Consider the following 17,339-nt stretch of genomic DNA (forward strand, 5'->3'; position numbering starts at 1 on the left):
ACGACGAATACGAAGCGTGATCAGCGCAGCCCGGTGACCGGGCTCGCGTCGGGGAGAGGTGTGCGCTCCCCTGTTGCCATGATTTTCGGGTATGACCTGCCGGGATGGGGATTTGACTTGCCTCTCCGTGCAGACATGACGGTAACAACAATGAAAGTCCGGGGAGGACGGTTACGATGAAGGCGAGAATAGTCAAAACACTCACGTCGCTGTTGGTGATTACAGCTGCCGCCAGCGCCTACGCACAGAATCCCGCCACGACACCAGCGGCGTCGCCGGTTGCCGGCGACAGTTTGCAGGAAATCAGCCTGGACTATATCGTGGTGACGGCGCAGCGCCGGTCTCAGCGGCTGGTGGATGTTCCGATCTCGATTACCACCGCCACGGCGGAGGATCTTGAGCGCATAGGTCCCGCTTCGTTGGAGAATCTGACCAAGGCGGCACCGGGCGTATATCTGCAGCGCAATATCTATGGTCTGTCGCCGACGATCCGCGGTATCGGCTCGACGCTTGCCGCCTCGGGCGGCGAGCAGAACGTTTCCGTCTATGTGGATGAGATCTACTATCCCACACCGTCGGGCAATATCTTCGATCTGGCCAGCATCGCCGGCGTGGAGGTGCTGAAGGGCCCGCAAGGGACGCTGTTTGGGCGCAACGCCACTGGCGGCGCTGTCTTGCTGCGTACACTCGACCCCGGCTCGACGGTGGAGGGCCGTTTCAACGCCTCCTACGAACGTTTCGATCAGGTGCGCACCAGCGCCTATCTCAATGTTCCGCTGGATGACAAGGTCGCCGTCAACGGCTCCGTGGCTTATCGTTACGCCAACGGCTATGTCCGTGACCTGAAGACGGACAAGATCACCAACCAGGGCGATAGTTTCACGGCGCGCGGCAAGCTGCTTGTGGAACCAACGGATGACCTGTCGGTCGTCTTCACGGTGGCCCATGCGGATTTCGACGATCCGTCGGGCAGCGATACCAAGAATATCCGACCGGCCCGGCTTGTCGCCGCCATGGGCGGGCCGATCGCTCAGGATCGTTACCATTCGTCCAACAATACCGAGCAGTACATCAAGACCGAAACCGACGAATATAGCGCCCGCGCCAGGCTTGATGTCTGGGGTGGCACGCTGTCGTCCTTCACGGCATTCCTTCGTAACGATCTTGCGGCGCGCAATGAGATCGACCTCAGCTATCTGAACCAGGATGTCGCGCTGAAGGTCGCGACCAAGACCTTCTCCCAGGAAGTGAATTTTGCATCGGCCGAGAACGAGCCCTTCACCTATGTCGCCGGTGTCTACTACTTCCGAAGCCGGAGCAAAGTGCCTATCCTGACGTCCACCGGCACGCCGCTGTCCAATTCCGCCGGCCGTTTGAATTCCATTGCCGGCTATGCGGATGGCACCTACAGGATCGGTGATTTCTCAATCATCGGCGGCATCCGCTACAGTGATGAGGATCGTGGAAATTCCAGCGCCATGGGCGTCCTGGCGCCGTCCCCTTATACCCGCATCCAGAAACAGACTGACCGGCAATGGACGCCGCGCGTCGGCGTCAGCTATGCGCTTACCGAGGAAACCAAGGTCTACACGACCTACAGCAAGGGGTTCAAAAGCGGCGTGTTCGATGCGACGTCGGCAAACGGACCCAGCGTCTCGCCGGAGAAGGTGGATGCGTTCGAGATTGGCCTGAAGTCAGCAACGCGCGATATCTCCTTCAACGCCGCTGCCTTCTATTATGATTACAAAGACACGCAGGTGAATGCGACAATCTCCGGCCAGAACGGCGCGGTGTTCAACCAGTTGTTCAATGTGCCGAAGTCCCGCATCTATGGCGTGGAGGCCGATGTTACGGCGCATCTCAGCGAGGCCTTCGATCTGCGCACCGCCGTGGCCTATACCCATGCGCGCTATGTCGATTTCAAATCCGCACCGGGCTATGTGGATAATCCGAGGCTTCCGGCGACGGCGGGCGGCTTGCTCTACGCCAATGTCAGCCTGGATGTCAGTGGTGCCACCATGGTGCGGGCACCGGAATTCACGGCCAGTTCGACGCTGACCTATTATGCGTCCTTGGATGCAAACAAGGAGCTGACGGTGGCGCTGTCGCCTTATTACAGCAGCCGCGTCTACTTCACCTTCGATAACAGCCTCAGCCAGCCCGGCTATGTGGCGCTCGACGGTTCTGTGACCTTGACGGTGGATGATAACATGACCTTCTCGGTCTATGGGCGCAACCTCACCGATGCCAAATACAAGATCAGCATGAGCCAGAATGCGCTGTCGCTGGAAGCCGTGCGCTATGTCCAGCCGCGGGTCTTCGGCGCGTCGTTCGGGTACTCCTTCTGATCCGGCGGGGCCGGTTCTCCGACCCTGATTTCCGTTCGGGCAGCGATGACGAAACCGTCATCGCTGCCCGAACCCGTTTACAGGGTCAGCGGCCTTTCCATTCTGGTGTCCGCTTCTCGGCAAAGGCGGCGGGGCCTTCGACATAGTCCCGCGAGTTCAGCATTGCCTTCATGGCAGGGTATTCCCATTGTCCGGCAATGCCCTCCGCCACGGTTGTGTCACGACCGCGCAGGGTAGCTTCCTTGATGGCCCGAAGGGACAGGGGACCGCAGGCCAGCATGTCGCCGGCCCAGCGGCGGGCGGTGTCCAGAACGTCAGCTTCCGCCACTTCGTTCACGAAACCGAGTGCTGCGCCCTCTGCAGCGCCGATCCGGCGACCTGTCAGCATCAGCCCCATGGCGCGATGAAGCCCGATGCTGTGCGGCAGTCGTTGTATGCCGCCCGCCAGCGGGGCAAGGCCGACCCGGGGCTCGGGAAGTGCGAAGACGGCATGGGCCGCCGCCACGATCACGTCGCACGCCAGCGCGATTTCAAACCCACCCCCCATCGCGACGCCATTCACGGCGGCGATGACCGGTTTGGTGAGATCGAAGCGGGAGGTAAGGCCGGCGAAGCCCGTCGGCGGCAGTTGCAGCCCGCCACCGGCCGCCTGCTGCTTCAAGTCATGGCCGGCGCAGAATGCTTTGGTGCCGGACCCTGTGATAATGGCAACCCATTGCTCATCATCGGCGGCGAAGGCATCGAAAACCGCCTCCAGTTCCAGGTGGGCGTCGAGGTTCAGCGCATTGTGCGCCACGGGCCGGTTGAGGGTGACAATGGTGAGCCGCCCTTTGCGGCTCACATCGACATATTGATGGCTCATGAGCTGGTTTCCTGATCGGACAAGGGGCAGCGTTATTTCGGCGCCATGCGGATGCAGCCATCCAGGCGGATGGTCTCGCCATTCAGCATCGGATTGTCGATGATCGCTGCCACCATGCGGGCAAACTCATCGGGGTGGCCCAGGCGGCTTGGGAATGGTGCCTGCCTGCCCAGGGATTCCTGTGCCTCTTGCGGCAGCGATGCCAGCAGCGGGGTCAGGAACAGGCCCGGTGCGACGGTGACCACGCGGATACCGTACCGCGCCAGTTCCCGCGCGATCGGCAGGGTCATGCCGACAACACCACCCTTGGAGGCTGCATAGGCGGCCTGGCCGATCTGGCCATCAAAGGCGGCGACGCTGGCCGTATTCACGATAACGCCCCGTTCCTCCGGGCCGATCATTTCCGCTTCATGGATGCGGGCGGCAAATTTTGACAGTACGTTGAAACTTCCGATCAGGTTGATGTTGATGATCTTTGAAAATGCGGCAAGGGGCAGCGCCTTGCCGTCGCGCCCGATCATTTTTGCCGGGGGGCCGATACCCGCGCAGTTCACGAGGATACGAGCCCTGCCATTCAGGCCCTCCGCCTCCTGAATTGCGGCTTCCACAGCATTTTCGTCCGTCACATCGACCGGGATGAAATGACCACCGATCTGCCGGGCGTGGGCCGCGCCAAGTTCGGCATTGAGGTCGAAGATGGTGACTTTCGCGCCGGCCTTGGCCAGAAGCGCCGCTGTGGCGCCGCCCAGTCCCGATGCGCCGCCGGTGACGATGGCGCCAACTCCATTGATGTTCATTACAATCTCTCTGTCGGTTGATCTGAAGGCCTGTGGCTTCATGAGGCGCAAGCGCGGGGAAGCGACGTTTTGCCCCCGCGATTATGCGATCTGGATGCATGGCACAGGTGAAGCCGCCGGCATTCCGCCTTGGGCCAATGTGAAGATTATAGGGGGTGGGGCAGGTTGAGGACCGACTAAGCGGCCGCAGCTATTCCCCCAGGGCATTGCCCGGCTCCCCTTTGCATTTGGTGTTCATGGGGTCGTACCCTAGCGTTGGAGCGAATTCATCCAGGCCAATTGCCTGCAGGGACATGGGTGCAGAGGGTACAGCCCCGCGCCCATGGTCGTTCTGTTCAGGCGGCGAGAAGACATGAAGGCTAGGGAGACACTGAATGACCGACGTACAGGGGCGGACCGCCTTTATCACCGGCGGCGGCAACGGTATCGGGTTGGGAATTGCGCGCAGCTTGGCGCGGGCCGGGGCCAAGCTGGCCCTGGTCGACCTGGATGCCGATGCCCTGGCCCGCGCCAAGGCGGAACTGGAGCAGATCACCTCAGTGGAGACCTTCCGGCTTGATGTGCGTGACCGCGCCGCCTACGCCGCTGTTGCGGCAGAGGTCGAGCAGTCGCTCGGACCGGTATCGCTGCTGTTCAACAATGCCGGGGTCGCGGGTGGCGCGCCGGTGGCGAAGCTGACCTACGATCTCTGGGATTGGGGGATCGGGATCAATCTCCATGGCGTCATCAATGGCATCCAGACATTTCTGCCGGGAATGGTTGCGCGGGGTCTGGGCGGCCACATCGTGAATACCGCATCTGGCGCCGGGCTGGCGGCGACTAGTTCCGGGGTGCTGTACAGCACGGCCAAGTTCGGGGTGGTGGGCATGTCAGAGGCGCTCAATGCCGAACTGGGGGCTGCCGGTATCGGCGTCACGGTGCTGTGCCCCGGTCCTGTGGCCACGGGGATCATCCAGCGATCGGCCGGCACATCGCCCAAGGCGGGTCTGACCCTGACGGAGGAGCAGAAACGGGCGAGCGCGGAACGGATCGCCATCATGACGGAGGCCCTGAAGCAGGGTGTCGGCATCGATGACGTCGGCGAGATGGTGCTCAAGGCCGTGCGCGAGAACAGCCTCTACGTCCATACCGACCGTGTGATGGAAGCACCCATCAAGGCCCGGACCAAAGCCCTGCTGGATGCCATGCCCGCCCCGGCTGCCTGACCGGTTACGCAACAATGGTCCCGGCCGGGAGGCACCACCGGCCAGGTTGGGATATGACGTCAGGAGAGATCGGATGACTGACATACGGGGGCGCACGGCCTTCATCACAGGTGGCGCCAATGGCATCGGCCTTGGCATCGCCCGGACCTTCGCACGCGCTGGGGCCAAGTTGGCCCTGGCAGATCTGGATAGTGAGGGTCTTGCCCGTGCCAAGGCGGAGTTGCAGGAGATCACCCAGGTCGAGACCTATCGGTTGGATGTCCGCGACCGCGATGCCTATGCTGCCACGGCGGACGCGGCCGAAACAGCACTTGGCCCTGTGTCCCTGCTGTTCAACAATGCCGGTGTCATTGTGGCGGAAACACCGGGGAAACTGACCTATGCCCTGTGGGATTTCGCCATCGGCATCAACCTTCATGGTGTCATCAACGGCATCCAGACGTTCGTGCCCAGGATGCTGCTGAATGGCCAGGGTGGTCACATTGTGAACACCTCTTCCGGTGCGGGTCTGGTGGCGACCGGGTCGGGCGTCCTTTACTGCACGGCCAAGTTTGCCGTGGTGGGAATGTCTGAATCGCTCAATCTGGAACTGGCGCCGGCAGGAATTGGTGTCAGCGTTCTGTGCCCCGGCCCCGTTGCGACCAATGTGATCCATCGCTCGCAGGAAGGCGCGCCCAAGGGGGCGGAGCCCTTGTCGGAGGCCCAGGAAGCACGGCGTGCGGAGCGGCGGGAACTGCTGAACCAGGCGCTGCAGCAGGGGACCGGTATTGACGAGGTCGGTCGGATGGTCTTGACCGCGGTGGAACAGAACAAGCTGTACATCCACACCGATCGCATCATGGAAGAGCCCATTAAGGTCCGCACCCGGGCGCTGCTCGATGCGCTGCCTGGATAAGGACGCCATTCAGCCGGCTCTTACCAGCGTACCCGACCATCGGAACGGAAATGGAAAACATGTCCTTCAAGTCCATGTCGTCGATAATCCAGGACCACGCCAAGCGGAGGGGGGAGGCGCCCGCCGTTACCTATCCCGACGGTTCGCTGACCTGGCAGGAACTTGATCGGCGCTCGAACCGGCGGGCCCGGCTGCTGGCATCGCTGGGTGTCCGGCACAATGATCGGGTGGTTGTCATGCTGCCCAACGGTGCGGAGTTCCATGAGGCGGTGGCCGGTGTCTGGAAAGCCGGTGCGACCCCGTGCCTGATGCCATCCAAGCTGCCCGACCGTGAAGCTGGCGAGATGATTGCGTTGGCATCCCCCGCCGCCGTCATCGGTGACGCCAATTTCACCTATGCCGGTCCCAGGATACCAGCCGGCTGTGCCTTGGAAGCTTTCAGCGATGCGCCTGTGCCCGACGTCGGCGCTGACAGTTGGAAGGCCATCGCCAGTGGCGGTTCCAGCGGGCGTCCGAAGATCGTCGTCGATACGATGCCGGCCTTCATCAACATTGCCGCTCCACTCTATGCGCCGCTCGGTATGACCGAGGACACGGTGGTACTCAACCCCGGCCCGCTCTACCACAATATGCCGTTCCTGTTCACCTCTCTGGCCCTGCTGGCAGGTGCGCATGTCGTCGGCATGACCCGTTTCAATCCCGAGGAGTTCCTGCGTCTGGTGCAGGTCCACAAGGCCGGTTTCGTCGCCATGGTGCCGACGATGATGCAGCGCATCTGTGCGTTGCCGGACAATGTTCGCGCATCCTATGACATGTCCTCGCTGAAAAGCGTCTGGCACATGTCGGCGCCATGCCCGCCCTGGGTCAAGCGCGCCTGGATCGACTGGCTGGGTCCGGATCGGATTTTTGAGGCCTATGGCGGCACCGAAGGCAGCGGCACCGCCATCGGCGGGCGGGACTGGCTGCGCAAACCGGGTTCGGTGGGCAAGGTGGCGCCCGGGACGGTCCGCATCCTGCGCGAAGATGGCAGTGAGGCGGATATCGGTGAAGTGGGCGAGGTTCATTTCCCTGCGGCGGGAGCGGCCCGGTTCCGCTATATCGGCGCGGAACAGAGCCGGGACGCGTCCGGCGGGTTCTGGATCGGCGACCTTGGCCATATCGATGCGGATGGTTACCTGTTCCTGGCGGATCGCCGGTCGGACCTGATCATCCGTGGCGGGGCCAATGTCTATCCGGCCGAAATCGAAGCGGCGCTGGACGAACATCCCCTCATCGCATCCTCGGCTGTGATCGGGCTGCCCGACGATGATCTGGGCCAACGCGTCCATGCCATCATCCAGTTGCGCGAAGGAAGGCAGTTCGACCTTGCGGCCGTTGACGCCCATGTCGAGGAGAGACTGGCTAAATATAAATGGCCGGCAAGCTATGAGTTGAGCGCGACGCCCTTGCGGGATGACGCTGGCAAGGTCCGGCGGACGGCGCTGAAGGCCGAGCGCGAGGCATGGCTGGAGGCAGGGCAGGAGTTCGAAATCAGGCAGCATTGATGTCCGACAGGGGATCGCGGCGGGAGATCGGGCATGAATTTCGACTTTTCAGATGACCAGAAATACCTGAAGCGGGAGGCACGCCGGTTTCTTCAGGCGTGCTGTCCGGTGGCGGTGACGCGTGGGGTTCTTGATGATGACAGCCGGTCCTTTGATCTTGACCTTTGGACAGCGGTTGTTGCGATGGGGTGGACCGGTACGGCCATTCCGGAAAGATGGGGCGGCGCCGGCTTCGGCCATATCGAACTTTGCGCGATTGCCGAGGAATTGGGCCGTGTTGTCGCCCCCATCCCCTTCGCCTCCACAGTTTATATCTTTGCCGAAGCCATCCTGACCTTCGGCAGCGATGCACAGCGGGACGCGCTGTTGCCCGGTATTGCCGCCGGCCGTGTGATGGGCTGCCTTGCTGCCGCCGGGCATCCGGGGGTGCAGGGTTCAGCGTCCAAGGGAACTCGTGTCTCCGCCGGCAGGCTGACCGGCACCAAGGTCCCCGTAACCGGTGGCGATATCGCGACCCATGCGATCGTGGCGGCGCAGGATGCGGCGGGACCAGGCCTTTTCATCGTCGATCTGGCGGATGATGGCGTGGCGCGGACATGGGTACGGACGCTGGACCCCACCCGCAGCGCCGCACAGCTCACGTTTGACAATGTGCCGTGTGAACGGCTGGGCGCGGAAGGTGCGGGGGCGGCGACGCTTTCCGTTATTCTTGACCGGGCGGCCGTGCTGTTCGCGTTCGAGCAGGTCGGCGGGGCGGATCGCTGCCTGGAGGCTGCGACGGAGTATGCCCAGGAGCGCCATGCCTTCGGGCGGGTGATCGGCAGTTATCAGGCGATCAAGCACAAGCTGGCGGATATCTACATCAGGAACGAACTGGCCCGTTCCAACGCCTACTATGGAGCCTGGGCGTTGAATTCCGGTGCCACGGAACTGCCCCAAGCCGCAGCGGCAGCCAGGATCGCCGCCAGTCAGGCCTATGATTTCGCGGCCAGGGAGAACCTGCACATCCATGGCGGGACCGGGTTCACCTGGGAGGCGGACTGTCACCTGTACCTGCGCCGTGCCCGCCAACTGGCGCTGGCGCTGGGCGGGCCGCCCTTCTGGCGCGAACGGCTGGTTTGCGCGCTTGAACTGCGCGCCGTCGCCTGACCGGGGGAAGAGGGATGGACTTTCACGACAGTCCGGAAGAGGCCGCATACCGCGCCCAGGTCCGTGAATGGCTTGCGGCCAATGCCCCGATATCGCGCATCATCGTCTTACACGGGCAAGAGAACGTCCGGTCGATTGCTGCGGACAAGGACTGGCAGGTCCGCAAGGCCGATGCCGGCTATGCCTGCATCCATTGGCCCGCGCAATGGGGCGGCCCCGGGGGGACATTGATGCAGAGCATCATCTTTGGCGAGGAGGAGATGAAGCTCGGCCTGGGCTCGGCCATATTTGGTGTGGGTCTTGGCATGTGCCTGCCCACGATCATGACCGCCGGCAACGAAGCAGATAAACAGCGGTTCGTGCGCCCCGCGATAAAGGGAGAGGAGATCTGGTGCCAACTCTTCTCCGAACCATCGGCGGGTTCCGACATGGCGGCCAGCCGGACGCGCGCAGTTCCGGTTGCGGACGGGACGGGGGACTGGATCATCAATGGTCAGAAGGTCTGGACATCGGGTGCCCATTTCGCCGATTTCGGCCTGCTGCTGACCCGCACCGACAGCCATGTTCCCAAGCACAAGGGGCTGACGATGTTCTGGGTCGACATGAAGTCGCCGGGGATCGAGATACGCCCCCTGCATCAGGCGGACGGGGGCCGGGGCTTCAACGAGGTTTATTTCGTCGATGTGCGGGTGAAGGATGCCCAGCGGGTGGGAGAGGTTGGCAGGGGCTGGGATGTCGCCCTGGTGACCTTGATGAATGAGCGCCTGTCGGTTGGTGGGGGAGCGGGCCCGAACTGGGCGGCCTTGATGGCGCTGGCCAGCCGGTTACCCAGCGTGGAGGGCCATGGTTCGGCCCTGCGCGATGGCGGCTTCCGTCGGGTGCTGGCCGATTGGTATGTGGCCGCCGAAGGGCTGCGGCTGACGAGGCTGCGCAGCCAGACGGCGCTGAGCCGTGGCGGTACGCCAGGGCCGGAAGCCGCCATCGGCAAGATCGTTTCCGCTCGCCAGATGCAGGATCTGGCGACAGAGGCGCTGGACCTGTTGGATGCCCATGGCATCGTCGCGGATGACGATATGACGGCGCCCGCCGGTGGTTTCCAGCGCAATTTCTTCTGGGGTGCCGCCATGCGGATCGCGGGCGGTACTGATGAGATATTGAAGAATATCATCGCCGAACGCGTGCTCGGTCTGCCGCCGGACATTCGTGTCGATCGCGATATCCCTTTCAATGACCTGCCGGTTGGAGTGTGAAATGCCGGATGATGACGCCAATCCAGTCCAACTGGAGTGCCGGGGTGCGGTGGCCTTTATCACGCTCAACCGTCCGGATGTCGGCAATGCCTTCAATGTGCCGCTGGCGCGGGGTCTGCTGGCTGCGGTGAAATCCGTGGAGCGGGATGCCGCGGTCCGCTGCGTAGTTGTCCGTGCCAATGGTCGGATGTTCTGTGCCGGCGGTGATGTCAAGGCCCTGCATGCGGCCGGCGACGCGCTGCCCGCACTGCTTCGGGAAATCCTGTCCTATCTGCATCCGGCGATTGCCGGTCTTGCCATGATGAAGAAGCCGGTGATCACCGCCATCCAGGGGCCGGCGGCGGGGGCGGGCATCGGACTGGCGGCCGTTGGCGATATCGCGCTTGCCGAACCCGAGGCCCATTTCACCATGGCCTATTCGCGGATCGGGTTGACGCCCGATGGCGGGGCGACATGGCTGCTGCCAAAGCTGATCGGACTTCGCCGCACCCAGGAACTGACCCTAACAAATCGCCGGGTCCCGGCGCAGGATGCTGCTTCCATAGGCCTCATAACGCGGGTTGTCGCCAGCGGGAGTCTCGCGCATGAAGTGTCGGCATTGGCAGACGAACTGGCCGATGGCGCAACGGGGGCGCTCGGAAGGTCCAAGCGATTGCTTCTGACGGGTGCCAATACCGGTTTGAAAATGCAGCTTGATGCAGAATGTGAACAGATCGCCGAACAAGCTGCGACCTCGGAACGCGCCGTTGGGTTGGCGGCCTTCGCAGAGCGTCGGAAGCCGGATTTTCAGTGAGCAGACACATAAAAGGACAGCGCTGTCTGGTCTTCGGCGCGCGCGTGTCGACCGACATGTCAATCAGCATTGAAGTTTGGCTCTGTATAGGCGTCGAAAAGTTGACCCAGCTTTGGTTTGTGTTTGGCGGTCGTGCAGGTAGTCCATAGGAGGGCCCCGCGCGCGGGGCGGCGTGCCCCCACGAGGCTGACGCGGCGTCGCGCGCGGGAGGAACCTGTGGGCCCACCTGTACGATCCGCCAGGGGTGGGGGTCCGGGGGCGGTGATCTCACCATGGCCCGCCTGATGGACAATGGCAGCGCCGATTTCGCCGGCGGCTGCAACGGATCCAAGTGTCCGCTGTGCTCGTTCTTCGGGGATCGACATGCGAGGCATATTGGCGTCCTCCTGGGGGCGTGTCGCACTTTGCGTGCCGGCCCCTTTTTCTATGCGGGCAATGTTCGCCGGATATCCTGCCACGGCCCGTTGATGGCCAGGGTCAGGCCAGGGCGCTGGATATTCACAAACAAGGTGGAGGCATCGGGGGCGAAGCAGATACCCGTAAACTCCCCATTATCCTTGTGCATGTTGGTGGCAAACGGGACCAGATCGCCGCGCCGGCTCAGGATCTGGATATGGTTGCGCACGCCCCTGTTCCCGACGGGCCGGTCCTCGCACAGGATCAGCCCCCCCCAAGGCGCCACGGTCAGGTTGTCGCCGGCTTCCATCGCCTGTTCACCGGGGCTTTCATAGAACAGCTCCAGCTCGCCGGTGCTGCCCTGTTCGCTGGCCTGCCCTTCACTAGGCGAAGGGTGGTAGCGCCAGACCTGACCCACCTGGGCCGCACCGGCATCGGTTGTGGTGAAGTAGATCTCGGGCCGTCCTTCGGGCGAGCGGCCAAAGATGATGCCTTCGCCCCGGCTGAACAGCGCAGCCCCGTTGGCGGCCCCGCGTTGGTTCAGGTCGCCATCGGGCACCTCGACGCGGTCCAGGTCGATCCAGTCGACTTTCATGCGCTGCCCCGGCTTTACCGTGCCTGCACCCCATCCGGGTTCGCTGTCCACGGGCCAGTTGCGCAGGTCGGCCATCCGGTGACCCCGGAGGGCAAGGGCCTGTAACCGCCCGCCCTTTGCCAGTTCGCCCCGTGCATCGGGCAGGTAGCGGTAGAACAGGCAGCGCGGTTCGTCCTGGGTCAGATAGACGATGCCGGTGGCAGGATCGACGGCGGCGGCTTCGTGCATGAAGCGGCCCATGGCCTTGATGGGCACCGGCGTGACGGGCGATGTGGCCGCCGCCGGCACCTCGAACACAAAGCCGTGATCCTTGCCGGTCAGGGGGCCGGCCCTGTCCGCCCGCTCCTCACAGGTCAGCCAGCTTCCCCAAGGGGTGGCCCCGCCGGCGCAGTTCTGGGTGGTGCCCGCCAATGACAGGTTGGATTGTTCGATACGCCCTGTACGCAGATTATAGGTGAAGCTGCTGGTCCCGCCCAGCAGCGGGCGCCCGTCCGGTGCATGGTCATAGATCAGATCGGCGGACAGGCGGCGGGCCAGAGCATGATCCGGGCCGAAGGCGCCCCGGTCGGTGACGGTGGGGTTCAGTTCATGATTGCGCACCAGCCGACAGCGGTCCGGGTCACCGGGGATGGGAAAGGCGGCCATGCCGTCCGGTGCGCCCGGCGTCAGGAAGCCGTCGGTCATCTCATCGCCTGTGCGGGAGATGATGCGATATGAGAATCCCCGCGGCAGATCCAGCAGGCCCACCGGGTCCTGTTCCAGGGGCAGGGAAAGCGGCGCTGTCCCGCCGCGTGCCGCAAAGGCGGCCAGGCCGGCAAAACCAAGGGAAGCGGCAGTGGCGTTCTTCAGCCATTGGCGACGGGACAGCATGGGATGCAAGCTCCGGAACGGGGGCGTGACGGTTGGGAATGATGGATCAGAACTTGGCCCGCAGACCCAGCGAGAAGGTCCGGCCATAATAGTCGTAGCGGGAGAACAGATCGTCGGCCACGAATTGCCACTGCGCTTCGTCGGTGATGTTCATCGCCTCGGCCACCAGAGTCAGGTTGTCGTTGATCTGCCAGGTGACATTGCCGTCCAGGGAACCAAACGCCTTGTCATTCGCGTTTTCCAGCCCGTTGGTGCCGACCTGGGCCAGCACGTCGCCGCGCCAGCTATAGGACAGGCGGATACCAATCGGCCCCTTTTCATAAAAGCCGGTCAGGTTGAAACTGTGGCGGGCCACATTTTCAAGATCATCCTTGATGGTCCGGGTGCCATCGAAATAGGTGGCCTCGGTATCGGTGAACGTATAGTTGGCCAGTATGCCCAGCCCGTCGAACGGTTCCGGCAACATGTCGAAGGTCTGCTGATAGGCGATTTCAACGCCCTTGATGCTGGCATCACCGCCATTGACACGGGCCGACAGTTCATAATCCACGCCGTCCACCACCAGCGTGGATTTGCGGGTGGTCATGAAGGTGCCAATATCCTTGTAGAACAGGCCGCCGATCAGGGCGCTGCTGGGCGCGAAATACCATTCCAGCGTGGCGTCATATTGCCAGGCCTCGAACGGTTCCAGGTTGGGATTACCGCCCACCGCCGTGAAAATCCTGTCCGACGAATTCAGGGTCAGGCGCGGGGCCAGATCGGCCAGCGACGGGCGGGTGATGACCTTGGCCACCGATACCCGGCTCACCAGATCATCGGTCAGGTCCACAGCCAGATTGGCCGAGGGCAGGATGTCGGCATAGTCCTTTTCAAACCGCACCGGGTCCGCCTTCCGGCCATCATCGGCATGGCCGGCGGAGACCTGTTTGGTGCCTGCCACCCGCACGCCGGCATTGCCGCGCACCGGCAGGCCCGCCACCTCGCTGTCCAGATCGGCCATGACATAGGCGGACTTGATCTTTTCGGTGATGCGGTAGGAATTGCGCAGGTCGGCGCGGGCCAGCGGCTGATTGATCAGGGCCGGGTCCATCAGTTCAAAGAACTTGTCGCCGCTGGGGACAACCCATTCACGCGGCAGGGTGGCGCCCGTCTGACCCAGGAAATCATCGACCAGAAAATCCGTCTCGTAATATTCGGGGCCATAGAAGGTGCCGGTGATGGATCGGCCATTGCGGTCGCGCGTGATGGTCAGGTCGCGGCGATCATAATCGCGCAGGCGGTCGCGATACTTCACCCCGGCCTTCACCGCCGATACCGGCCCCCATTCCAGCTCCCTCTCCAGATCGATCTGGGCGGCCTTTTCGGTGTCCAGGCTGTCATTGACGCGCCATTCCAGGCGGCGACCCGGCAGGGTGGCGGGGCTGTTCAGGTCGGCGGTCAGGAAGCGCAGATTATGCACTTGGTCGCCGGCGGGGAAATATTCAAAGGCGACATTGCCGACGGGACCCAGCACGCGCGAACGGCGGATGGGCGTGGGCGTATCGCTATAGGCGCGGGAATAGGCGGTGTCCGCCGTCAGCGTCCAGCCATCACCGAAGCGGAAGGTCCCGTTCAGGCCGGCCTGCAGGTTCTCATGCGCCAATTCCGACTGTTCGCGCCCGATCTGGCTGGAAGCACCCACCGTGCCGGCCACCAGTACACCGTCGCGGATCACGGCGGTATTCGGGACCAACTGCGCCCAGTTGAAGTCCGCCGAATAGGTCAGTTCATCATACTTGATATCGAGATCGGTATAGGCGAGGTCCAGATTGATGTCGATGTCCGGCGTGGGAAACCACTGCAACGCACCCGACAGGCCGATCCGTTCACGTTCTTCCTGCTCCAGTGTGGGGCGGGTACTGGCGGAACGGTAGATGGGGCCGCTATCGGCCACCCGGTCGCCATTGGTGTCGATCCCGGCGGGCAGATAGGACCAGCCGCCATTCATGGCCCGGTCCTGGCGCATGGAGCGCTGGTCATAGACGGCGGCCAGCAGCACACCGAAGGTCCGCTCCTCATTGCGCCAACTGGTCAGGCCGGAAAAGCGCGTATCCAGCTTATCCGCCAGTTCGGGATAGGACAGGGTGGCGGAGAAGGCGTGCTCGGTATCCTTCAGGTCCAGCGGACGAAAGGTGCGGACATCGACAATGCCGCCAATGGCGCCTTCATCCAGGGCCGCTGTCGGGCTTTTGATCACATCAACGCGGGACACCAGCTCGGATGGCAGCGTGTCGAAGCGGAACTGCCGCCCGCTCTGACCGCTGTCACGTACATTTTCGTTCACGGCGGCGCTGCGCCCGTTCAGGGTCGTCGTCTGGAAATTGGCACCCAGGCCGCGTACCCGCACGAACAGCCCTTCGCCCCGGTCGCGCACGATGGAGATGCCGGGCACGCGCTGCAGCGCCTCGGCAATGTTCTGGCTGGGGAACTTGCCGATATCTTCCGCCGAAATGGCATCCACGATGCTGTCCGCCTCGCGCTTGATGTCCAGTGCGCGGGTGATGGAGCCCTTGAAGCCCGTGACGATCACTTCCTCCAGCACCGGCGACGCGGCGGCGGTACTCTGCGCGCCCGCAGGTAGGGGGGCTGCGGTTGGGATCGCGCCGGCGGTCTGCCGCAGCAACAGCACCGTTTCCCCGTCCATCTGGAAATCCAGGCCGGTGCCGGCCAGGAGCTGACGCAGGCCCGCCGGCACCGCCAGCGCACCCGACACGCCCTTTGTGCGCTTGCCTGACAGAAGGGCGGGGTCGGCCATGACCTGCAGGCCCGTCTGGCGGGAGAACTGATCCAGGGCGCCGGCCAGATCACCGGCGGGGATTGACAGGCTGGTGCTGCGGGTCGCGGCTGATTGCTGGGCCATGGCGGCCGACAGGGCAGGCGACAGGGTGGCCAGGGCCACACCGGCCAGCAGGGCAATTCGGATGGTCTTCACGTCTCTTCCCCCAAGGAACGCCGGCGCCGGCATGCGGCGCGGGATCGGTAGGAAGACGGGGGCGCCCCCCAAAACCGGACAGGACAGTTTCGTGAATGTTTAAAGGCGGTTACGTGACAGCGGGGCATGTTCCTGTTTTGCCGGCGCAGCGTGGCTACGCAGTCACCAGCTCCAGCGCTCCGTCGCGTTGTCGCACCGTGAAGCCATGCAGCTTGCCAAGCGAGGATAGCAGCCTGTCCGGCTCCGTCAGCTTGAACCGCCCCGCGACACGGCGACCGCCGATGGCGGGATCGGCGATGCGTACCGGAACCGGTGCCGTGCGGTTCAGCCGTTCCGTCAGTTGCGACAGTGACAAACCCTGTGTGACCAGCCAGCCCGTGCGGAAATCACCCGCCTGCGGGTCGAAGGAAACGGGACCGGTGACGCGGGTACCCTCCACCCCGGCCCGTTCACCGGGACGCAGGCGGACCGCGCGGTCCCCCACGGTCACCAGGGCCGCCCCTTCATAAAGCGAAATCTCCGTCAGCCCGTCGGCCACATCCAGGTTCAGGGCGCCGGCCAGTGTCTGGATGCGCGCCGCCCCGCAATCAATAGCAAAGGGCGCGGGTTCCGCCATCGCCGCAACCCGGATGAAGGCCTCGCCACGGGTTAGCGTCAGTTGCCGGGACGGGGTGTCGGTGGCGGTCAGAAGGTCGGTGCGGCCATTGGCAATCACCCGGCTGCCATCGGCAAGCTCGATGGTGCGGGCCGCACCCGGCGGCACCGTCACACGCGCCATCGATACCGTCCCTTCCTCCCGCGGGCGGGACAGCAGCAGGGGCGCGCCGATGGTCAGGGACAGCGCCGCGGCAATGCCGCCCGCCATCCAGGCCCGACGCGTCGGCTGCACCGGCACCACATCAGCCGTGACGAAGCGTGTCATCGCCGCCGTCAGGGCCGTGTCGGTCAGAACATCGCGCATGGCCTGCAGGTCGGCACGGTTGGCCGGGTCGGCGGCCAGCCACGCGGACAGTTCAGCCTGCTCCGCCGGGGACAGGGCGGGCCCTTCCTCCTGACGCAGGGCCCAATAGGCACCGCCCTTGGCCACATCGCTGTTGGCGGGGGGATGGGGTCCGCCACTCATCGCACCCCCTCCCGGCCGAGCTCGCTATGCAGCCATTCCAGGGCGCGCACCACATGCTTTTCAACGGCGGCAACGCTGAGATCCAGGGCCTGGGCGATCTCGCGGTGGCTTTGCCCCTTCAGGCGCCGGCGGATGAACACCTCCCGCCGCAAGGGGGGCATCCGCCCCAGCGCCCGGGCAAAGGCATCGGCCCGCTGACGCGCCATGGCCGACTGTTCGGCACTGGGGCGGTGACAGGCGATCTCCGGCTCCAGCGCCTCCGCCTGATCGATCCCGCGCCGGCGGTAATGGTCGCTAATCAGGTTGGCAGCGATCCGCAGGCTGAACGCCAGACTGTCCGCCACCTTGTTCGATTGCATGTAGGCGATCATCCGCGTCAGGGTTTCCTGCACAAGATCATCCGCCACGAACGGATCGCGGACCCGGCGAAGAATGAACCCATACAGCGCCTCGCGCTTGGGCAACTGTTCTGCCAGTTCCATTGCGGCAAACCCGTTCGGTCACATGCGTCATCGCAGGCTGTTACAGTAGAATTATTACA

Annotated in this window: 13 protein-coding genes; 7 read left to right on the forward strand and 6 right to left on the reverse strand. The window is 63.8% G+C overall.

The features are described from left to right. The first annotated feature begins 176 nt into the window (after window positions 1-176). Complete coding sequence (locus AC1Q7F_RS00215; RefSeq protein ID WP_492502609.1) at window positions 177-2,348, forward strand: TonB-dependent receptor; 2,172 nt, start codon at window positions 177-179, stop codon at window positions 2,346-2,348. A gap of 85 nt (window positions 2,349-2,433) precedes the next feature. Here AC1Q7F_RS00215 and AC1Q7F_RS00220 read toward each other — a convergent pair whose 3' ends face one another. Together AC1Q7F_RS00220 and AC1Q7F_RS00225 are read right to left on the reverse strand one after the other, a co-directional pair. After that, entirely contained in the window at window positions 2,434-3,210 is a 777-nt protein-coding gene (locus tag AC1Q7F_RS00220) for an enoyl-CoA hydratase-related protein (RefSeq protein WP_492502611.1), read from the reverse strand. A 32-nt stretch (window positions 3,211-3,242) separates the two neighbouring features. Beyond that, a complete protein-coding gene (locus tag AC1Q7F_RS00225; protein WP_492502613.1) occupies window positions 3,243-4,007 on the reverse strand; it encodes an SDR family NAD(P)-dependent oxidoreductase in 765 nt (254 codons plus the stop codon). Window positions 4,008-4,381: 374 nt separating this feature from the next. Between AC1Q7F_RS00225 and AC1Q7F_RS00230 the strand changes: the two genes are divergently transcribed. The 6 genes from AC1Q7F_RS00230 to AC1Q7F_RS00255 all read left to right on the forward strand — a co-directional run bounded on the left by AC1Q7F_RS00230 (window position 4,382) and on the right by AC1Q7F_RS00255 (window position 10,843). After that, a complete protein-coding gene (locus tag AC1Q7F_RS00230) occupies window positions 4,382-5,212 on the forward strand; it encodes an SDR family oxidoreductase (RefSeq protein ID WP_492502615.1) in 831 nt (276 codons plus the stop codon). Between the two features lie 73 nt (window positions 5,213-5,285). Further along, the gene (locus AC1Q7F_RS00235; protein ID WP_492502617.1) at window positions 5,286-6,107 is read left to right on the forward strand and encodes an SDR family oxidoreductase; all 822 of its coding nucleotides are present in this window, start codon (window positions 5,286-5,288) and stop codon (window positions 6,105-6,107) included. A 59-nt stretch (window positions 6,108-6,166) separates the two neighbouring features. Next, the gene (locus tag AC1Q7F_RS00240; protein WP_492502619.1) at window positions 6,167-7,651 is read left to right on the forward strand and encodes an AMP-binding protein; all 1,485 of its coding nucleotides are present in this window, start codon (window positions 6,167-6,169) and stop codon (window positions 7,649-7,651) included. Window positions 7,652-7,684: 33 nt separating this feature from the next. Further along, on the forward strand, window positions 7,685-8,800 hold the full coding sequence (locus AC1Q7F_RS00245; protein WP_492502621.1) for an acyl-CoA dehydrogenase family protein: 1,116 nt from the start codon (window positions 7,685-7,687) through the stop codon (window positions 8,798-8,800). Between the two features lie 14 nt (window positions 8,801-8,814). Beyond that, window positions 8,815-10,050, forward strand: coding sequence for an acyl-CoA dehydrogenase family protein (locus AC1Q7F_RS00250; RefSeq protein ID WP_492502623.1), 1,236 nt, complete (start codon window positions 8,815-8,817; stop codon window positions 10,048-10,050). Window position 10,051: 1 nt separating this feature from the next. Next, window positions 10,052-10,843, forward strand: coding sequence for an enoyl-CoA hydratase/isomerase family protein (locus tag AC1Q7F_RS00255; protein WP_492502625.1), 792 nt, complete (start codon window positions 10,052-10,054; stop codon window positions 10,841-10,843). Between the two features lie 424 nt (window positions 10,844-11,267). Here AC1Q7F_RS00255 and AC1Q7F_RS00260 read toward each other — a convergent pair whose 3' ends face one another. From AC1Q7F_RS00260 to AC1Q7F_RS00275, 4 genes are all read right to left on the reverse strand, one after another. Beyond that, window positions 11,268-12,704 carry an alkaline phosphatase PhoX gene (locus AC1Q7F_RS00260; RefSeq protein WP_492502627.1) on the reverse strand — a complete coding sequence of 479 codons (1,437 nt, stop codon included), beginning with the start codon at window positions 12,702-12,704 and terminating at the stop codon, window positions 11,268-11,270. Between the two features lie 46 nt (window positions 12,705-12,750). Continuing rightward, entirely contained in the window at window positions 12,751-15,675 is a 2,925-nt protein-coding gene (locus AC1Q7F_RS00265; protein ID WP_492502629.1) for a TonB-dependent receptor, read from the reverse strand. Window positions 15,676-15,829: 154 nt separating this feature from the next. Continuing rightward, window positions 15,830-16,798 (reverse strand): FecR family protein, encoded by a 969-nt coding sequence (locus AC1Q7F_RS00270; RefSeq protein ID WP_492502631.1) that lies wholly within the window; start codon window positions 16,796-16,798, stop codon window positions 15,830-15,832. Further along, window positions 16,795-17,280 (reverse strand): RNA polymerase sigma factor, encoded by a 486-nt coding sequence (locus tag AC1Q7F_RS00275; RefSeq protein ID WP_054169981.1) that lies wholly within the window; start codon window positions 17,278-17,280, stop codon window positions 16,795-16,797. The genes AC1Q7F_RS00270 and AC1Q7F_RS00275 overlap by 4 nt, the downstream gene beginning before the upstream one ends. Between the last annotated feature and the right edge of the window lie 59 nt (window positions 17,281-17,339).

This window comes from Niveispirillum sp. GW835-FHT14G11, assembly GCF_058793615.1.